This is a genomic window from Novosphingobium sp. (assembly GCF_041905565.1).
Classification (GTDB): domain Bacteria; phylum Pseudomonadota; class Alphaproteobacteria; order Sphingomonadales; family Sphingomonadaceae; genus Novosphingobium.
The window spans coordinates 68,503-86,098 of the sequence record NZ_JAYRKX010000002.1; the positions used below are offsets into that span (position 1 = coordinate 68,503).

Annotated in this window: 14 protein-coding genes; 5 read left to right on the forward strand and 9 right to left on the reverse strand. The window is 66.1% G+C overall.

What is annotated here, in order from left to right:
- Positions 1-176 precede the first annotated feature (176 nt).
- Positions 177-875, reverse strand: coding sequence for a pirin family protein (locus tag ACE3N9_RS02225; RefSeq protein WP_374280432.1), 699 nt, complete (start codon positions 873-875; stop codon positions 177-179).
- Between the two features lie 168 nt (positions 876-1,043).
- Between ACE3N9_RS02225 and ACE3N9_RS02230 the strand changes: the two genes are divergently transcribed.
- A complete protein-coding gene (locus ACE3N9_RS02230) occupies positions 1,044-3,137 on the forward strand; it encodes a TonB-dependent receptor (protein WP_374280435.1) in 2,094 nt (697 codons plus the stop codon).
- Positions 3,138-3,149: 12 nt separating this feature from the next.
- Here the strand turns inward: ACE3N9_RS02230 and zapE are convergent, their stop codons facing one another.
- The 5 genes from zapE to ACE3N9_RS02255 all read right to left on the reverse strand — a co-directional run bounded on the left by zapE (position 3,150) and on the right by ACE3N9_RS02255 (position 7,107).
- Positions 3,150-4,265, reverse strand: a complete 1,116-nt coding sequence (gene zapE / locus ACE3N9_RS02235) for a cell division protein ZapE (protein ID WP_374280437.1) — start codon at positions 4,263-4,265, stop codon at positions 3,150-3,152.
- Complete coding sequence (locus ACE3N9_RS02240) at positions 4,262-4,726, reverse strand: PaaI family thioesterase (RefSeq protein WP_374280439.1); 465 nt, start codon at positions 4,724-4,726, stop codon at positions 4,262-4,264. Before ACE3N9_RS02240 ends, zapE begins: the two co-directional genes overlap by 4 nt.
- On the reverse strand, positions 4,727-5,509 hold the full coding sequence (locus tag ACE3N9_RS02245; RefSeq protein ID WP_374280441.1) for a succinate dehydrogenase iron-sulfur subunit: 783 nt from the start codon (positions 5,507-5,509) through the stop codon (positions 4,727-4,729).
- Positions 5,510-5,605: 96 nt separating this feature from the next.
- Positions 5,606-6,181, reverse strand: a complete 576-nt coding sequence (locus tag ACE3N9_RS02250; protein WP_374280442.1) for a helix-turn-helix transcriptional regulator — start codon at positions 6,179-6,181, stop codon at positions 5,606-5,608.
- 35 nt (positions 6,182-6,216) lie between these two features.
- Positions 6,217-7,107 carry a haloalkane dehalogenase gene (locus ACE3N9_RS02255; RefSeq protein WP_374280444.1) on the reverse strand — a complete coding sequence of 297 codons (891 nt, stop codon included), beginning with the start codon at positions 7,105-7,107 and terminating at the stop codon, positions 6,217-6,219.
- A gap of 33 nt (positions 7,108-7,140) precedes the next feature.
- Between ACE3N9_RS02255 and ACE3N9_RS02260 the strand changes: the two genes are divergently transcribed.
- On the forward strand, positions 7,141-7,809 hold the full coding sequence (locus ACE3N9_RS02260) for a class I SAM-dependent methyltransferase (protein WP_374280446.1): 669 nt from the start codon (positions 7,141-7,143) through the stop codon (positions 7,807-7,809).
- Positions 7,809-8,900 (forward strand): hypothetical protein, encoded by a 1,092-nt coding sequence (locus ACE3N9_RS02265; protein ID WP_374280448.1) that lies wholly within the window; start codon positions 7,809-7,811, stop codon positions 8,898-8,900. Before ACE3N9_RS02260 ends, ACE3N9_RS02265 begins: the two co-directional genes overlap by 1 nt.
- Before the next feature lie 2 nt (positions 8,901-8,902).
- On the opposite strand, the gene ACE3N9_RS02270 is transcribed toward ACE3N9_RS02265, so the two are convergent.
- The 3 genes from ACE3N9_RS02270 to ACE3N9_RS02280 form a co-directional block, all read right to left on the reverse strand.
- A complete protein-coding gene (locus ACE3N9_RS02270) occupies positions 8,903-9,808 on the reverse strand; it encodes an SDR family NAD(P)-dependent oxidoreductase (RefSeq protein ID WP_374280449.1) in 906 nt (301 codons plus the stop codon).
- Positions 9,809-9,885: 77 nt separating this feature from the next.
- Positions 9,886-10,866: an MBL fold metallo-hydrolase gene (locus tag ACE3N9_RS02275; RefSeq protein ID WP_374280451.1), complete on the reverse strand. Its 981-nt coding sequence runs from the start codon at positions 10,864-10,866 to the stop codon at positions 9,886-9,888.
- A gap of 11 nt (positions 10,867-10,877) precedes the next feature.
- Complete coding sequence (locus ACE3N9_RS02280) at positions 10,878-13,613, reverse strand: ribonuclease E/G (RefSeq protein ID WP_374280453.1); 2,736 nt, start codon at positions 13,611-13,613, stop codon at positions 10,878-10,880.
- A 491-nt stretch (positions 13,614-14,104) separates the two neighbouring features.
- On the opposite strand from ACE3N9_RS02280, the gene ACE3N9_RS02285 reads away from it, so the two are divergent.
- Both ACE3N9_RS02285 and ACE3N9_RS02290 read left to right on the forward strand, forming a co-directional pair.
- On the forward strand, positions 14,105-14,986 hold the full coding sequence (locus ACE3N9_RS02285) for an N-acetylmuramoyl-L-alanine amidase (RefSeq protein WP_374280455.1): 882 nt from the start codon (positions 14,105-14,107) through the stop codon (positions 14,984-14,986).
- Between the two features lie 36 nt (positions 14,987-15,022).
- Positions 15,023-17,587, forward strand: a complete 2,565-nt coding sequence (locus ACE3N9_RS02290; protein WP_374280457.1) for a penicillin-binding protein 1A — start codon at positions 15,023-15,025, stop codon at positions 17,585-17,587.
- Positions 17,588-17,596 lie beyond the last annotated feature (9 nt).

A 17,596-nucleotide genomic window follows, 5' to 3' on the forward strand; every position in this document is an offset into this window, starting at 1 on the left:
TTTCCGTTGATTGCAATGAGATAGCCTCGGGAATCTGGGCTGCCTCATTGACATCACTGAGCAGCGCGAATCGAATGTTAACCATTTGATTCGGTCAACAGCTTATGGTTTTGAAGGGCTCGCCGTGAGGCGAGCCCTTCGCGCATCTGGGCCTGGCGCTGGTTCCCGATCCGGGTTCAGCGCGTGTCGACCATCACCACTTCGCTGGCCTCAACGGCTTCGACCAACACTTCGGCCTCGCCAGTTATGGCGACCCCGTCTCGGGCATGGGCCTCAACGCCATTGACCCGGATCCGGCCTGTGGCAGCCACCAGGTAGAGGTGACGCCGGGGATCGGCGGCGTAGCGAATCTGCCCTCCCGCAGCGATGGTTGCGGCCAGGACCCTGGCGTCGGCGCGGATCGGCAGGGCCTTGTCGGCGTCTGGCTGGCCGCTCGCCACCACGGTCCATTGTCCGGATCGGTCGGCACGCGGGAATTCGCGCTGCCCCCAGGCGGGTTTGCCGCCTGGCGCATCCGGCATGATCCAGATCTGGAACAGCGTGGTGACTTCGGCTTCCAGGTTGTATTCGGAATGCTGGATGCCGCTCCCGGCGCTCATCACCTGGACATCGCCGGCCGCGGTTCGGCCCGCGTTCCCCAGGCTGTCACGGTGCGAGATCGCCCCGCTGCGCACGAAGGTGACGATTTCCATGTCGCGGTGGCCGTGGGGCGGAAAGCCGGTCTGCGGGGCGATACTGTCATCGTTCCACACCCGCAGCTGCCCCCAGTGCGTCCGCGTGGGATCGTGGTAATCGGCAAAGCTGAAATGGTGGGTGGCATCGAGCCAGCCATGCTGCGCATGGCCCAGCCCGGCAAAGGGGCGTACTTCAATCATGTCTGGGTTCCACCTCGGCGGGATGTTGACGCCGGTATGCCGGTCAGATGGGGTGTGTGCCGACCGGTTCAAGAGGTGCGACCAGTGGCAATCGCCAGTTCAATGTAATGTTGTAACATAAAGCGCGCAGTGCTAAGCGGCGCCTCGTTAGACCAACGCGGAGTCGTAATGCGTACCTTCATTTCCGTTTCTTCCGTCCTTGCCCTGATCGCCGTGGCGGCTCCGGCCGCGGCGCAGGGCGCGCAGGACGATGCCTTTCACACCCATGATGAGCGGGACATCGTGGTCACCGGCGCGGTGCAGGTATCGCGCAAGGATGTGCTGTCCGGCGTGGCCGTGCTCAGCGGTGAGGAACTCACTGGCGCGCTGCGCACCAGCATCGGCGACACCCTGGCGCGCACCCCCGGGGTGACGGCCACCTCGTTCGGGCCTGGCGCTTCCCGTCCGGTGCTGCGCGGCCTTCAGGGCGAGCGCGTGCGCCTGCTGACCAACGGCATCGGCTCGATCGACGTCTCGAACACCTCGGCCGATCATGCCCCTGCGGTGAACCCGTTGCTGGCGCACAAGATCGAAGTTCTGCGCGGGCCGCAGTCGCTGCAATATGGTTCGGCGGCGATCGGAGGGGTGGTCAACGTGATTGACCACCGGATCCCGGTGGAAGTGCCAGACGAGCCGATCCACCTCGCCGCGCTGGCCAGTTACGGTTCCGCTGCCGACGAACGTTCGCTGGCAGGTTCGGCCGATGTCGGGCTGGGTGGGGGCTGGGTGCTCCACGCCGATGGCTCCTATGCCCGCACACACGACCTGCGCATTGGCGGCTATGCGCTGCCCCCGGCCCTGCGCGCCGAAGCACTGGCAACCAGCCTGCTGCCGCATGATCCGGAGATCGACTTTGCCGGCAACGCGGCAGTCAAGGACCGTTTGCCCAACAGCGCGGTGCGGACCTGGTCGGCGGGCACCGGTCTTGCCTATCTTAACGACGGCGGCAGCATCGGGGTGGCCTATAGCCATTTCGACAGCCGCTACGGCGTGCCGCCGCGCCTGGCCACGCAGGATGGGCACGAGCAGGAAGAGCCGGTGCTGCATCTTAAGCAGGACCGGCTTGATGCGCGAGCGGAAGTCATCACCGGCGGTGACTGGCTCGACAAGATCGCGGTGCGCTATGCCTATGGCGATTACACCCATGCCGAAATCGAACCGTCCGGGGTGATCGGCACCCGCTTCCTCAGCACCGGGCAGGAAGGCCGCCTTGAACTGACGCAGGCGGCGAATGGCGGGTGGAAGGGCGGCAGCGGCGTGCAATTCGTGCTGCGCGATTTCAATGTCATCGGTGACGAGGCCTATCTGCCGCGCAATGCGACCAGCCAGATCGGGTTCTTCACTGTCCAGCAGCTTGAACTTGGGCTGGTCAAGCTTGAGGCGGGCCTGCGTTACGAGCAAACCCGCCAGACGGCGAAGCCTGACGCCGCCCAGCCGCAATTCTTCAACGGCCAGCGCAGCTTCGATGCGCTGTCGGCCTCCTTCGGCGGGGCGATGGACGTGGCGCCGGGCTGGAAGGTCGGGATCAACCTGTCGCAGGCGGAACGCGCCCCTTCGGCCGAGGAACTGTTCGCCAATGGTCCGCACCACGGCACCGAATCCTATGAGGTCGGCAATCCGCTGCTGCGGATGGAACGTGCCAAGAGCGCGGAACTGGTGGTGCGTGGCAGCGGCGATGTCTTTGATCTGGAACTGAGCGCCTACCATTCGTGGTTCGACAACTTCATCTACGAGGCGCGCAGCGGCGCGATCGTCGATGGTCTGCCCGAATACCGGATCAGCCAGGCAAACGCCCGGCTCTATGGCTTCGAGGCCCAGCTTGATGTGACCCTGGTGCGGCCGGGGATCTGGACGATCAAGGCGGATGCCCTGGCCGACTATGTCCACGCGACCATCACCGGGGCGGGGCCGGCGCCGCGCATTCCGCCGCTGCGAGTGCTGGGCGGACTATCCGCCCATTCGCCCAAGTGGGACCTGCGGGCCGAAGTGGAGCGAGTGACGGGCCAGAACCGCGTCGCCGCGTTCGAAACGGCAACGCCTGGCTATACGATGGTCAACGCCCAGGTCGCCTTCCGGCCCTGGGGCAAGGAGCGCCCGCTGAGCTTCGTGCTGAGCGCCAACAACCTGTTCGATGTGACGGCGCGGCGCCACGCCTCGTTCCTCAAGGATTACGCCCCGCTGGCCGGGAGAGACATCCGGATCACCGCGCGGCTTGAGATCTGAAGACGAAGGGGGCTATTCCTCGCCGTGGCCTGCGGCGAGGTAGTCCGCGCTCTGCATTTCCATCAGCCGGCTGATCGTACGGTCGAATTCGAACCGTCCGTCACCGGCGGCATAGAGCTCCTCGGGTTCGGCATCGGCGGTGGCCAGCAGCTTGACCTTGTGTTCGTACAGCGCGTCGATCAGCGTCACGAAGCGCGCTGCCTCGTTGCGGTTTTCCGGGCCCATGCGCGGAATGCCGACCAGGATCACGGTGTGATAGGTCTGCGCGATGGCCAGGTAATCCGGCGCGCCGCGGGCTTCGCCGCACAGCTTCTTGAAGCTGAACACCGCGACGCCTTTGAGGCACTTGGGCACGCGCAGCATGCGTCCGCCGCCGACATCGAGTTCAGCCGAGGGAACGTGCGCGCTGTCCTCGGGCGGATAGTCGGTCAGGCGGAAAAAGGCTTCGCGCACCTGTGCGGTCGCTGCATCGCCCAGCGGGGTGTGCCAGGTGGCCATCCCCGCCAGCCGTTCAAGCCGGTAATCGACCGGGCCGTTCAGCGCCAGCACGTCAAGCTCGCGCTCGATCAGGGCGATGAACGGCAGGAAATGCTCGCGGTTGAGGCCGTCCTTGTAGAGTTCGGACGGGGCGCGATTGCTGGTGGTGACGATCACCATGCCGTGGCGTTCGATCAGCGCGGTGAACAGCCGGCTCATGATCATCGCGTCGGCGGAATTATTGACCACCATCTCGTCGAAGGCCAGCACCCGCAGGCCATCGGCGATGGCCGCTGCCACGGGGGGGATGGGATCGCCGCTCTCGCTCTTGCGCGCGTCGCGCAGGCGGGCGTGGACCTCCAGCATGAAGGCATGGAAGTGCACGCGGCGCTTTTCGGGGATGGTCAGGCAATCGTGGAACAGGTCCATCAGCATCGACTTGCCGCGGCCGACCCCGCCCCACAGATAAAGCCCGCGCGGCGGTGCGGGCGCCTTGCGGCCAAACAGCTTGCCGAGCAGGCCGCCTGAAGGCGCCGTCTGCAACTGGTGCTGCAAGTGATCGAGTTTGGCCGCTGCTGCGCGCTGTTCCGGATCGGGCCGCAGTTCGCCGGCCGCGACCAGTTCATCGTAGCGGGCGATGATCCGGGTCATTTGCCCGAAGGTTTACGCACGATCCCCGAGAACGATGCCACCAGGTGTTCATCGTTCTCGCCCTGGACCACGGTGCCGCGCAGGAACACCAGTCGCTTCGTCTCGCGCATCACTTCGACCAGCGCATCCAGCGGCACGCCGGGGCGCCCGGCGCCGATGAACTGGCTGGACAGTTCCAGCGTCACCGATCCGCCGGCGTCACCGCCGAGCAGGATGCGCATCGACGCGAACAGGGCCACATCCATCAGCGCCAGGGTGATGGCGCCGTGGACCATGTCCAGCAGGTTGGTGTGGCGCCGTTCGGGGAACATGCGGACCCGGCACAGCGTGTCGCTGTCCTTGCGCACCAGCATGTGCCCCATGGTCTGGGCATTGAAGCGCGTGTTGTCCGCCAGGTTCCAGGTATGCCAGCCCGGATTGTCCGGATCGGGAACGTGGCGGATCTTCGGTCCGTCTTCCACTTAGACGTGCCGTTCGGCCTGCATCTTCTTGATCTCAGCGATCGCGCGCGCCGGCGACAGGCCCTTGGGGCAGACGTTGGCGCAGTTCATGATCGTGTGGCAGCGATAGAGGCGGAAGGGATCTTCCAGCTCGTCCAGGCGCTCACCGGTCATTTCATCGCGGCTGTCGGCCAGCCAGCGATAGGCCTGGAGCAGGATCGCCGGGCCCAGGAACTTGTCACTGTTCCACCAGTAGCTCGGGCACGAGGTCGAGCAGCAGGCGCACAGGATGCATTCGTACAGCCCGTCCAGCTTTTCGCGCTGTTCGGGGCTCTGCAGCCGTTCCTTGCCCGAGGGGGTGGTGCTGACGGTCTGCAGCCAGGGACGGATCGAGGCGTACTGGGCGTAGAAGTGGGTGAAATCGGGCACCAGGTCCTTGATCACTTCCATGTGCGGCAGCGGGGTGATCCGCACATCGCCCTTCAGGTCTTCGATCGCGGTGGTGCAGGCAAGGCCGTTGCGACCGTTCATGTTCATCGCGCAGGACCCGCAAATCCCTTCGCGGCACGAGCGGCGGAAGGTCAGCGTCGGGTCCATTTCCGACTTCACCTTGATGAGCGCGTCGAGCACCATCGGCCCGCAATTGTCGAGATCGATCTCAAACGTGTCATAGCGGGGGTTCTCGCCGCTGTCCGGGTCATAACGATAGACGGTGAACTTCTTCACCCGCGCGGCTTCGGCCACGGCGTGATGCCGACCCTTGCCGTTGATCTTGCTGTTTGCGGGAAGAGAGAAACTGGCCATGATCGTCCCTGTTCGCTGATGCGGCGTACCGCCCTTTGCGGCTCTCCTTACCGATTCAGCGCGGCGGGGCAAGCGGGCAGTTGCGTGAAATCGGCCTTAGCTGACCAGCTGGGTCACTTCGGCGGCAATGGCCATGCCGGCAACGACGATGGAAGCGATCGCGGCGGCGCGCAGCAGGGCCATCACAGGATGCTCCCGGGTGAGCCATTTCGGCCCACCCGGGAGGAACGAGGGTGAGGAAAGCTGCGACCCATCTCCGCTCCCGGGCGATCCTGTTTGCGACCCGACCACCTCAAGCTCGGAGATACTTTCCGTGACGCTTTCCTGCCCGGCGGCGCCCGGTTCCGGAACCTGAATTTTCTGCCAGTTTGGTGGGAAAGTGGCGGAAATCGCGCGGTTTCGGGCAAATTCCTGGCGATAGAGCCGGGCCAGTTCACCGCGTGGAATCCCGCCCAGCCGGGTGCGGATCATCTCGATCCGCTGGTTTACCGCCGATTCCGAGATGCCGAGCAGGCCTGCGATTTCCTTGCTGGTGCGATTGTCGGCGACAAGCGCCATCACCTCACGCTGCTTGGTCGTGAGTTGGGGCAGGGGTTCGTGATCGGTTGGAATGGTCGCCATGGGATTCGCGTCTCGTCCGTCAGGACTAACCGAGAAGCCGAATGACGACAATAACTTGTTAACTAATTTCGGTTTCGCTCCGAGCTTCAGCCCGGTCGGGTGAGCACCACCTCGGCAATTGCCGCGGCGAAACCGGCGGGGTCATCCTCCTGGATGAAGTGGCCGCCGTGCAGGGTGCGATGCGCCATGCCGCGTGTTCCGGGCACTCGCTCCAGCCACATGGCATCGCCGCCGCGGGTGATCGGATCGCCATCGGCAAAGCAGCACAGGAACGGCTTGTCCCAGCGCCGGAACACCTCCCAGGCGCGCAGCTGGTCAGGCACGGCGGGGTTGCCGGCAAACGGCACCAGGCCGGGATAGACCCGCGTGGCGACCTTGCTGGCGCGGGTCGGGAAGGGTGCGTCATAGGCGGCCACTTCGAGCGGCGAGAGCGCCCGCTTGGTCCCGCGTTTCACAATCCCGCCGATCGGGAAGACCGGGCTGTAGCGCGAAAAGGCGCGCCAGATGGCAAAGGCGCGCGGCGGCTCCTGGCCATCGGGCAGCCCGCCGTTTGACAAGGCGACGCCGTGGAACCGCTCGGGCATTTCCGCCGCCAGCCGCAGGCCGATCAGGCTGCCCCAGTCCTGGCAACCCAGCGTCATGCCGCGAAGGTCCAGTGCCTCGATCCATTCGCGCATCCACGCGACCTGTCCGGCATAGGAATAGGCCCCGCGCGCCAGCACCTTGTCGCTCTTGCCGAAGCCGATCAGATCCGGTGCGACGACCCGGAATCCCTGCGTCACCAGCAGCGGGATCATGTGGCGGAACAGGTAGCACCAGGTCGGTTCACCATGCAGTAGGAACACCACCGGGCCGCCGCGCGGTCCTTCGTCGAGGTAGTGGACCCGCAGCCCGTCGCGCAGCGTCAGGTAATGCGGCGCAAAGGGAAAGTCGGGCAGGGCGGCAAAGCGTTCCTCTGGCGTGCGATAGACTTGCATGATCCCCTTTCCCCCGTTGTGTTTTGTGGCATCATGGCGCGCAAACACGGGGCAGGGAAGGGGATCGGCATGGGTTTTGCCAAATGGTATGATGAACACGTGGTGCCGCGCTTCATTCAGTGCGCCTGTTCATCGCCGACGATCATGAAGATGCGCGAAAAGGTAGTGCCGCTGGCCAGTGGCAAGGTGTTCGAGATCGGCTGTGGCGGCGGGATCAACCAGCCGCTCTATGACCATGGGAAAGTGACCTCGTTTTCAGGTATGGACCCATCGACCAAAGGGCTGGACTACACGCGCGAGGCGGTGGCGAACTCGGGCTGGCAGGCTGACATCCGCCAGGGCTTTGGCGAGGCGATTCCGTTCGAGGATGAAAGTTTCGACACGGTGGTCTGCACTTTCACGCTCTGTTCGGTCTGCGACCAGATGCAAACGGTGCGTGAACTCCGCCGGATCCTGAAGCCGGGCGGGCGGCTGCTCTATGCCGAACACGGCCGCGCACACGATGCCGGGGTGCAGAAGTGGCAGAACCGGATCGAACCGGTCTGGAAGAAGCTGGCCGGCGGTTGCCACCTGACCCGCCCGGTCAGCAGCGCGATTGCGCAGCAGGGCTTTGCCATGAACGTGCTGGGCCAGCGCTATGCCCCGAAAATGCCGCGCTTTGCCGGGTGGATGGAATGGGGCGAGGCGGTTAAGGCGGGGTGATGCCGCCAATCTTACGTTTGTTTTCCGCGCTGGCGTTGCTGCTTGTTCTGTCCGGCTGTGTCGCCTTTCACAGCCTGCCCGCGCGCGACTACACCGAGCCCCCGCCGCCGGGGGTGGTGCGGATCGTGTTCGACGAGAATGGCGACCCCTGGCCGCTGGACGCCGATCCGGCAGCCCTGGCGCTGCTGCCCGCCGATCTCGACAAACAGCGCCACTTCGGCCTGGCCAAGGGGCTGGCCAAGGCACGCCAACCCTATGACCGTGAGGCAATCCTGGCCGAAGCAGCGCGGCGGATAGCGCCGCAAGGCCGGGTCGTCGTGCTGATCAAGGGGTTCAACAACAGCTTCGGCAGCTTCCGGGGCAAATTCGCCGCGACGCGGCAGTGGCTGGGCGAACAGGGGGCCGTCCCGGAACAGCGCTACGTCGAAGTCTATTGGGATGCGCTGCACCGTGCCGGGGGCAAGGTCCCCTATCCGGTCGGACTGTTCCCTCGTGCGCGCGGCAATGCCGAGCGGATGGCGCAATGCGGCCTGCGTGACCTGCTGGCGCGGTTCCGGCAAGGAACCGAAGTCAGCATTGTCGGGCATAGCCTGGGCGGGGCTGCGGCCCTCGATGCGGTAACGGAACCGGCCAAGGGCTGGGCGGCGATGCGCTGTTCCGGCGGCAGGAAGCCGCCGCCAGTCCCGGCGAACCTGTCGGACGTGCGGATTGCGGCCTTTGCCCCGGCGGTCGGTGGCGGGCAGTTGGGGATCGGGCGCGAACCGCTGGATCCGGCCCGGTTCACGGCCCTATCCCGGCTCTACGTCGCATGGAACCCGCGCGATCCTGCGGTTACCAAGCACGGCAAGGGCCTGAACCTGCCCGATACGCTGGGCGGAGATACCCGGCTTGGCGGCAATCGGGATTTCATTGCGCGGACCACGGCTGCTTTCGGCAAGGGCGCGACCAGCACACTGTTCCAGTCGCTCGAATTCAGCCAGCCGAGCCACGAACTCGCGACCTATCTGGCCGATCGTGACCGGGCTGCCTGCGTCCTGTGGGCGGCAAAAGTGCTGCCCGACAAGCCGGACGGATGCGCGCTGGAGCGGTAGGGCTATGCCCCCGGCGTAAACACCTTCGCGCCGCCCTGCGCCCATGCCATCAACGCATCGGTGCGCTGCTTCGCCCCATCGGGATCGGTTTCCAGCGCCGGGATCGCATCGACGATCCGGGCGAAGTGCGCCGCCAGCATGTCCTTCGTTTCGGGATAGGGGATGATGTAGAGCGCCTTGTCGCGGATCCCCTGCATGATGTGCGCGGCCAGCACTTCGGGTTCCATCCCGTGCTGGTAGATCGAATGGAGCGAGGCGATCGCCTCCGGCCCTTCGACATAGCCGCTGTCGCCATACTGGGCGCTGCGGGTCAGCGTGGCTTCGGCAATGTTCGACTTGATGTTGGCGGGGCACACCACCGATACGCCGATGTCGTACTTTTCAAGCCCCTGGGCATAGCCTTCCATCAGGTTGATGACCGCCGCCTTGGCCGCCGAATAGGGCCCGGCCAGCGCTGAGCCGGTGAACCCGCCAAGCGAGGCCACGGTGACCACGTGGCACGGCTTGCCGCTGGCGATCATGCGCGGCACGAAGGTCACCATGCCGTTGACCACGCCGCCCAGGTTGACCCCGATCAGCCAGTCGAAATCGCCATAGGTGGTCTTTTCGATCGGTCCGAAATTGTTGACCCCGGCGGTGTTGAACAGCAGCGTCGGGGCCTGGCCGAACACGTGCTCCACCTCGTCCGCGGCGGCGGCATAGGCGGCGCGGTCGGTAATATCGAGCTGGATGCCGTGGCATTCGATTCCTTCGCCGCGCAGTGTGGCCAGCGCTTGGTCCACCGCATCCTGGCGGATATCCGCGATCACCACCTTGCACCCGGCGCGGCCGAACACCTTGGCCTGGCCCAGCCCCGCGCCCGAAGCGCCGCCGGTGATGAAGGCCACCTGGCCCGTGAAGTCCTGCATCGTGCTCTCCCGTATCTGCTTTGGGCAGCAATTTGGCGGGCCAAGGCGGATTCGGCAAGCAGCAATCTTACCGATTGTTAGAAAGTGCGGGTCTCGCCCACTTTCAGGATCCAGGCGTTGCTTTCGCCATACTGCTGTTCCAGCGCGGCGCGGCGGAAGCGTTCGGGGGCTTCGAACGGGTCTTCCGGGGTCAGCATGATGCTGCCCCAATGCATGCCGATGGTCCGAGCCGCGCCGATGTCGCGGGCGATGGCGATCGCTTCCTCGGGGGTGGCGTGGCTTGCCTCCATGATCACGCGCGGTTCGTAGGCGCCGATCCCGATCAGGGCGAGGTCGAACGGCCCGGCGCGCTGGCCGATCTCGCGGAACACTTCGCCATAGCCGGTGTCGCCGCCGAACCAGACCTTCCGTTCGCTGCTGGCCAGCGCAATGCTGGCCCACAGCGTCTTGTCCCGGTCGAACGGCCCGCGCCCGGAAAAGTGCACGGCCGGTAGCGCGGTGACGGTCAGGCCGTCCAGCGTCCAGGCCTGCCACCAGTCGAGCTCGATCACCGTTTGATAGCCCTGCCGGCGCAGCAGAGCGCCGACCCCCAGCGGACAGACCACCGGAGTTTCTGCCCGCCAGCGATAGGCTCGCAGCGCAGCGAGGTCGATGTGGTCGTAATGGTTGTGGCTGATGACGATCGCGTCGAGCCGGGGCAGCTGCGCCGCCGACACGGCAGCGGGCAGGAAGCGCTTTGGCCCCAGCCCGAATGGACCTGCCGTGCGGCTGAGATAGGGATCGGTCAGCACCAGCTTGCCGCCGATGCGCAGCGCGAAGCAGGCATGGCCCAGCCAGCACACCGCGTTTTCGGGCAGGGCGGCCAGGTCCGGCGTGCCGGGCAGGGCGAGGTCGGGGGGCAGGGCGGGCAAGCGCGCCACGCGCATGTCCCACAGCAGGAACTTGAGGTAATCGCGCAAGGTCGCGCGGCGGCGCGGGCTGCCCGGCGGATTGCGAAACCCGCCGCCGGGCCGGTGATGCGCGGGGCGCAGCTCCGGACCGGCGACGGGTTCAGGCATTCAGCAGGCGCTTATTCGCCGAAGGTGCGCTGCCACCAGCCGCGGCGCGGCGCGGCAGGTTCTTCTTCCGCAGCCGGAGCTTCAGCGGATTCGGCTTTGGCAGGTGCCTCGGCTTCGGCAGCGGCGGGTGCTTCGGCCGGGGCTTCCTCGGCGGCAGGCACTTCAGCCGGAGCTTCGGCTTCGACCTTCTTCTTGCGGGTCCGCTTGGGCTTGGCCGGAGCTTCCTCGGCGGCAGCCTCGACCGGTGCTTCGGCTTCGACCGCTGTTTCGGCGGGGGATTCGGCTTCAGCCTTCTTCTTGCGGGTGCGCTTCGGCTTGGCCGGGGCTTCCTCGGCGGCAGCTTCAGCCGGTGCTTCGGCTTCGACCACGGCTTCGGCGGGCACTTCGGCTTCGGTCTCGACCTTCTTCTTGCGGGTGCGCTTCGGCTTGGCCGGGGCTTCCTCGGTCACCGGCGCTTCAGCGGCGACTTCGGCCTCGACCGTGGCTTCGGCGGCTTCAGCCGCTACCTCGTCGGCGCCGTCCGCAGCGGCTTCGTCGCCGCCCTCGGTGCCTTCGCCTTCGCCGCGACCACGGCCACCACGCCGGCGGCGACCACGGCGGCGACGCTTGCGCGGTGCTTCGCCATCCTCGCCACGTTCATCGCCCGAAGCTTCGCCGCCGTCTTCATCGGCGTCGTCACTTTCGCCTTCGCCTTCGCCGGCTTCGTCGCTGGCTTCGCCGCGATCTTCACGCTCGTCGCGATCGCGTCCACCCCGGCGGCGGCGCTTGCGGCGGCGCTTGCCGCGCGCATCGTCGTCTTCGGCGCGTTCTTCGGCTTCGAACTCTTCCTCTTCCTCGATCACCTCGTCGTCATCTTCCTCGATGGCGATGGGTTCGAAGCGGGGGACGAATTCGGGGCGCGGACCGGACGAGCCGACGCGCATCTTGGCGCCTTCGTTCTCGCCCTCGGGCAGCACTTCGACGCGCACGCCATAGCGTTCCTCGATCTCGGACAGATCGGCGCGCTTGGCGTTGAGCAGGTAGACTGCCGCTTCGGTGCTGGCATAGAGCGAGATGATCGAGCCCTTGCCCTTGGCAGCTTCGTCCTCGATCAGGCGCAGCGCGGACAGGCCGGCGCTGGATGCGGTGCGAACCAGGCCGGTGCCGTCGCAGTGCGGGCAGCCGCGCGTGGTCGCTTCCAGCACGCCGGTGCGCAGGCGCTGGCGGCTCATCTCCATCAGCCCGAACGAGCTGATCCGGCCGACCTGGATGCGGGCGCGGTCGTTCTTGAGCGCGTCCTTCATCGCCTTTTCGACCTTACGGACGTTGGAGTTGTACTCCATGTCGATGAAGTCGATCACCACCAGGCCCGCCATGTCGCGCAGGCGCAGCTGCCGGGCGATTTCGCGCGCGGCTTCCAGGTTGGTGTTGAGCGCGGTCGCCTCGATCCCGTGTTCCTTGGTCGAACGGCCCGAGTTGATGTCGATCGAAACCAGTGCTTCGGTCGGGTTGATGACGATGTAGCCGCCGCTCTTCAGCTGGACGACCGGGTCGTACATCGCGGTGAGCTGATCCTCGGCGCCATAGCGCTGGAACAGCGGCACCGGGTCGGCATACTGCTTCACCCGCTTGGCGTGGCTGGGCATCAGCAGCTTCATGAAGTCGCGCGCGGCGCGGTAGCCGTGCTCGCCCTCGACCACCACTTCCTCGATGTCGCGGTTGTAGATGTCGCGGATCGCGCGCTTGATCAGGTCGCTGTCCGAATGGATCAGCGCCGGGGCAACCGACTTCAGCGTGTTTTCGCGGATCTCGTCCCACAGGCGGGCCAGGTAGTCGAAGTCGCGCTTGATCTCGGTCTTGGTGCGCGACAGGCCGGCGGTGCGGACGATGCAGCCCATCGACTTGGGCAGGTCCATTTCCGAGATGATCGACTTGAGGCGCTTGCGGTCCGAGGCCGAGCTGATCTTGCGGCTGATGCCGCCGCCGTGGCTGGAGTTCGGCATCAGCACGCAGTAGCGGCCCGCGAGGCTGAGGTAGGTGGTCAGCGCCGCGCCCTTGTTGCCGCGTTCTTCCTTGACCACCTGGACTAGCAGCACCTGACGGCGCTGGATCACGTCCTGGATCTTGTAGCGGCGACGCAGCGCCATGCGCTTGGCGCGCAGCTCGTCGGCTTCCTTGGCGTGGCCCTTGTTGCCGCCCTGACGGCGGCGCCCGCGGCGCCCGCGGCGATCTTCGCCGGCTTCGCTTTCGGCGGCTTCCTCGCCCTCGTGGTCGAACGCGTCCTCGACGTGGCCGTCCTCGATCGTGGCGACCTCGTCCTTTTCGGCGGTGTCGACTTCGGTCACGCCGCCGAATTCGTTGTCGTGGTGATCGTGGCTGGTGCCAGCCAGTTCATCGGCCAGGGTTTCGCCCAACTCGTCGTCGCCGACGAAGTCTTCCTCACCCTCGGCGATGGCGCGCAGCGCGGCCTCTTCCTCGGCGTGGGCGGCTTCTTCGGCGAGCAGTGCCTCGCGGTCTTCCTTGGGGATCTGGTAGTAGTCGGGGTGGATTTCGCTGAATGCCAGGAAGCCGTGGCGATTGCCGCCAAAGTCGACGAAGGCCGCCTGCAGCGACGGTTCGACGCGGGTTACCTTGGCGAGATAGATGTTGCCTTTGATCTGCTTGTGTTCAGCGGATTCAAAGTCGAATTCTTCAATCCGGTTGCCCTTGAGCACCGCCACCCGGGTTTCTTCCTGGTGGCGCGCATCGATTAGCATGCGCTGGGTCATTAAGTATTCTCCGTGCGCGCCGCCGGGGTGCCGCCTGCGAGAGGGGGCGACCAGCCAGGCTGGCGCGGATCTGTGCGGAACGACCGCGCGCGGCCGGAACGGGTCCGGCACCGCGAGCGGAGGTATCTAAAAAGCCGGGGCGATCCTTCGCGCCGGCGGCGTGGTGCGTGTCTGCAAGGATGAAAAGGCGCGGCGAAACCGAACGCGCGGACGCAGCCTGCATTGCCGCAAGCCCGTGGGGCAGCGGCAAACGGGACGGCGAAAAACTCTTCATTCCAGCATCAACCTGTGTGACCCCGGGCGAAGCTGCCCGGAATTCTCCCCCGGAGGTTTGTTCTGGCCCGCCTGCAACAGTGCTGGCGGGCGTGGTTGCCCCGGTGATCTCAAGTGCTAGCACCGCTTGGCGCTGGCGGCAAGTTGGTAAGAACCCGATGGGTAACCTTAGCGAAACAATTGCGCATTGGCGCGGTCACTTATAGTCAGGCGCGCAGATGCGTCGCGCCCTGCTGATCCTGGTTCTGTTTCTTGCCCCGCTGGGGGTGTTCGCGGCGATGGTCGCGGCAGACCGCATGTTTGGCGCACCCGGGCGCGGCTATGACTATGTCGTCAGGGTCGACCTGCCGCAGGGCGAGCGCTCGCTCGGCCTGCCCCGGATCGAGGGACCGCTCGATGCTGGCCGGCCGCTGGTGGTGATCGATGCCGGGCACGGCGGCAAGGATCCCGGCGCGGGCACTGGCCAGATCCGCGAAAAGGACCTGACCCTGGCGCTGGCCAAGGCGCTGCGCGACGAATTGCTGGCCGGGGGCGGGATCCGCGTGGCGCTGACCCGCGATGACGACACTTACCTGGTTCTGCCCGAACGCAGCGCCATTGCCCGCCGCCTGGGGGCGGACCTGTTCATTTCGATCCATGCCGACAGCACCGAAAGCGCGAATGGCGCGAGCGGCGCCACGGTCTATACCCTGTCGGCCAAGGGCAGCAACGAAGCGGCCGAAAAGATCGCCGCGCGCGAAAACGCGGCGGACGAGATCAACGGGGTACGGATCAAGGAGCAGAGCGAGGCGGTCAGCGCGATCCTGGTCGACCTGTCGCAGCGCGAGACGCAGGCCCGCTCGGAGGAATTCGCCCGCCTGATCCTGCGCGAAGGGCAGGGCCGCCTGCCGTTCCGCGAACGCTCCGAGCAATCGGCCGCCTTCGCCGTGCTGAAAGCGCCCGACCTGCCCTCGATCCTGTTCGAAAGCGGCTACATCAACAACCCGGAGGATGCGGCCCGCCTGTCCTCGGCCGAAGGGCGCGCCACATTCGCCGGGATCGTCGGCAAGGCGGTGCGGGCCTATTTCGCGCGCCAGTCTCAAGGCGGCGCAGGTGGCTAGGAACGCTCTCTTTCCCATGCTAGTGCCCGGCCCGAGATGACCGATCCCGACGCGCCAGAATCCGTCCACCTGCGCATCCGCCGCGAAGCGCGCGGCCTGCTGACCTGGCTGCGCGAACACCCGCTGGGCGATTGGTCGCGCGAAAAATGGCGCACCAGCCAGTTGTTCCGCATCGCCGGGTACGCCTTGGCCGCGCTGGTCGCCTTCAACTTGCTGCTGTGGGCCACGGTCACGCGCAACCTGCCCTCGGCCGACAGCCTGCTGACCTACCAGCCGCCGTTGCCGACCATGGTGCGCGGCGTGAACGGCGAGATCGTCTATTCCTATGCCCGCGAACGGCGGGTGCAGCTGCGCTTCGTCGATTTGCCCAAACCGCTGATCAACGCCTACCTTTCGGCCGAGGACAAGACCTTCTGGACCCATGGCGGGGTCGATTACACGGGCCTCGCCGGGGCAGTGGTCGACTATGTGGCCAAGCTGGGTTCGGGCAACCGCGCCCGCGGCGGGTCGACCATTACCCAGCAGGTCGCCAAGAACATACTGATCGGCAACGAATATTCGGTCACCCGCAAGCTCAAGGAAATGATCCTGGCGCGGCGTATCGAAAGCGTGCTGAACAAGCAGCAGATCCTCGAACTCTATCTCAACGAAATCCCGCTCGGCCGGCAAAGCTTCGGCGTCCAGGCCGCCGCGCGCGCCTATTTCAACAAGGACGTCGCCGAACTGCAACTGCACGAGGCGGCGTTCCTGGCGATCCTGCCCAAGGCGCCCGAAACCTATGGCCGTGCCAAGTATGCCGAGCAGGCGCTGGAACGGCGCAACTGGGTGCTCGAGCAGATGGTCAAGAACGGCTACCTCGACGTCGCGACTGCCGCCCAGGCCAAGTCCCAGCCGCTGGGCCTCCAGCCACGCCATGCCGATGCCTATGATCCCTCGGTCGGCTATTTCGTCGAGGAAGTGCGCCGGCGCCTGATCGACAAGTACGGCGAAAATGCCGAAGACGGCCCGAACAGCGTCTATGCCGGCGGGTTGTGGGTGCGCACCTCGCTCGATCCGCAGCTGCAGAAGGCGGCGCAGGACGCGCTGCGCACCGGGTTGATGCGCTATGGCGGCGGGCGGGGCTGGCACGGCCCGGTGGCCCACGTCGATCTCGACAAGGACAACTGGCAAAGCCAGCTGGTCACGCTCAACAAGTCGATCGATTACCAGGACTGGCGGATCGGCATGGTCGTCGCGCGCAGCGGCAGTCAGGCAACGATCGGTTTTGCCGATGGCAAGACCGCGCCGTTGGTCGGCCTGCCCGACGCGATCAAGCCGGGCGACCTGACGGCCGCCGCGCCGCAGGGCAACGCCTGGGTGGTCAAGGTCATTCCCGAAGTGTCGGGCGGCATGGCGGTGCAGGATCCACGCTCGGGCCGGGTGCTGGCGATGCAGGGCGGGTTCGACGCCGGGCTGGGCAGCTTCAACCGCGCCACCCAGGCGATGCGCCAGCCCGGATCGACGATCAAGCCGTTCGTCTATGGCACCGCACTTGATTACGGCATGACCCCGTCGAGCGAAGTGCTGGACGGCACCTTCTGCGTCTATCAGGGCGCCTCGCTCGGCCAGAAGTGCTTCAAGAACTTCGACAACCGCGCCGGAGGCGGCACCCACACGATGCGCTGGGGGCTGGAACAGTCGCGCAACCTGATGACCGTGCGGATCGCCAACGATACCGGCATGGACCACGTGGTTGATACGATCGGCCGGGTCGGGATTGGCAAATATCCGCCCTACCTGTCGTTCGCGCTGGGCGCCGGTGAAACCACGGTGCTCCAGATGACCAACGCCTATGCCGCGCTGGCCAACAACGGGGTGCAATACGAACCCAGCATGATCGACTATGTCCAGGACCGTTCGGGCAAGGTGATCTGGCGCGCCGATACGCGGCGTTGCACCACCTGCAACATGGCGGAATGGGACGGCAAGCCGATGCCGCGCATGGGCACGCGGGGCAAGCAGGTGATGGATCCGCGTACCGCTTACCAGGTGGTGCACATGCTGGAAGGCGTGGTCACGCGTGGTACGGCGGTGGTGCTGTCGGACCTGGGCCTGCCGCTGTTCGGCAAGACCGGCACCACATCCGGCCCGACCAACGTGTGGTTCGCGGGCGGATCGCAGGACATCGTCGGCGCGGTCTATCTCGGCTATGATCAGCCGCGTTCGTTGGGCGGCTATGCCCAGGGCGGTACTTTCGCCGCGCCGATCTTCAAGCAACTGGTCCAGCAGACCCGCAATCGCTGGAGCAGCGTGCCGTTCGTTGCGCCGCAGGGGATCCACATGGTCAAGGTTGACCGGGTCACCGGCAAGCGCGTGTTCGGCGGCACGCCGGGGGCTGAGGCGAAAAGCTCGCTCATCTGGGAAGCGTTCAAGCAGGACAGTGAGGCCAAGCGCACCACCCGCCAGGATGAGCTTGCCTCGCAGCGCGACCAGTTGATCGCGGCGCTGCGCCGCGGCAGCGCGGCCAAGGCCAAGGCGGATGAAGCCGGTGGCGAAAGCGCGGGCGAGGGTGGGGCCTCTCCGCCGCCGATCGCGGCCGATCCTTCGATCCTCAACCAGTAGGAAGCTCTG

Coding starts and splice junctions, on each gene's coding strand:
- ACE3N9_RS02225 (WP_374280432.1), bottom strand. CDS start 875: ATGATTGAAGTACGCCCCTTTGCCGGGCTGGGCCATGCGCAGCATGGC.
- ACE3N9_RS02230 (WP_374280435.1), top strand. CDS start 1,044: ATGCGTACCTTCATTTCCGTTTCTTCCGTCCTTGCCCTGATCGCCGTG.
- zapE (WP_374280437.1), bottom strand. CDS start 4,265: ATGACCCGGATCATCGCCCGCTACGATGAACTGGTCGCGGCCGGCGAA.
- ACE3N9_RS02245 (WP_374280441.1), bottom strand. CDS start 5,509: ATGGCCAGTTTCTCTCTTCCCGCAAACAGCAAGATCAACGGCAAGGGT.
- ACE3N9_RS02255 (WP_374280444.1), bottom strand. CDS start 7,107: ATGCAAGTCTATCGCACGCCAGAGGAACGCTTTGCCGCCCTGCCCGAC.
- ACE3N9_RS02260 (WP_374280446.1), top strand. CDS start 7,141: ATGGCGCGCAAACACGGGGCAGGGAAGGGGATCGGCATGGGTTTTGCC.
- ACE3N9_RS02265 (WP_374280448.1), top strand. CDS start 7,809: ATGCCGCCAATCTTACGTTTGTTTTCCGCGCTGGCGTTGCTGCTTGTT.
- ACE3N9_RS02270 (WP_374280449.1), bottom strand. CDS start 9,808: ATGCAGGACTTCACGGGCCAGGTGGCCTTCATCACCGGCGGCGCTTCG.
- ACE3N9_RS02275 (WP_374280451.1), bottom strand. CDS start 10,866: ATGCCTGAACCCGTCGCCGGTCCGGAGCTGCGCCCCGCGCATCACCGG.
- ACE3N9_RS02280 (WP_374280453.1), bottom strand. CDS start 13,613: ATGACCCAGCGCATGCTAATCGATGCGCGCCACCAGGAAGAAACCCGG.
- ACE3N9_RS02285 (WP_374280455.1), top strand. CDS start 14,105: ATGCGTCGCGCCCTGCTGATCCTGGTTCTGTTTCTTGCCCCGCTGGGG.
- ACE3N9_RS02290 (WP_374280457.1), top strand. CDS start 15,023: ATGACCGATCCCGACGCGCCAGAATCCGTCCACCTGCGCATCCGCCGC.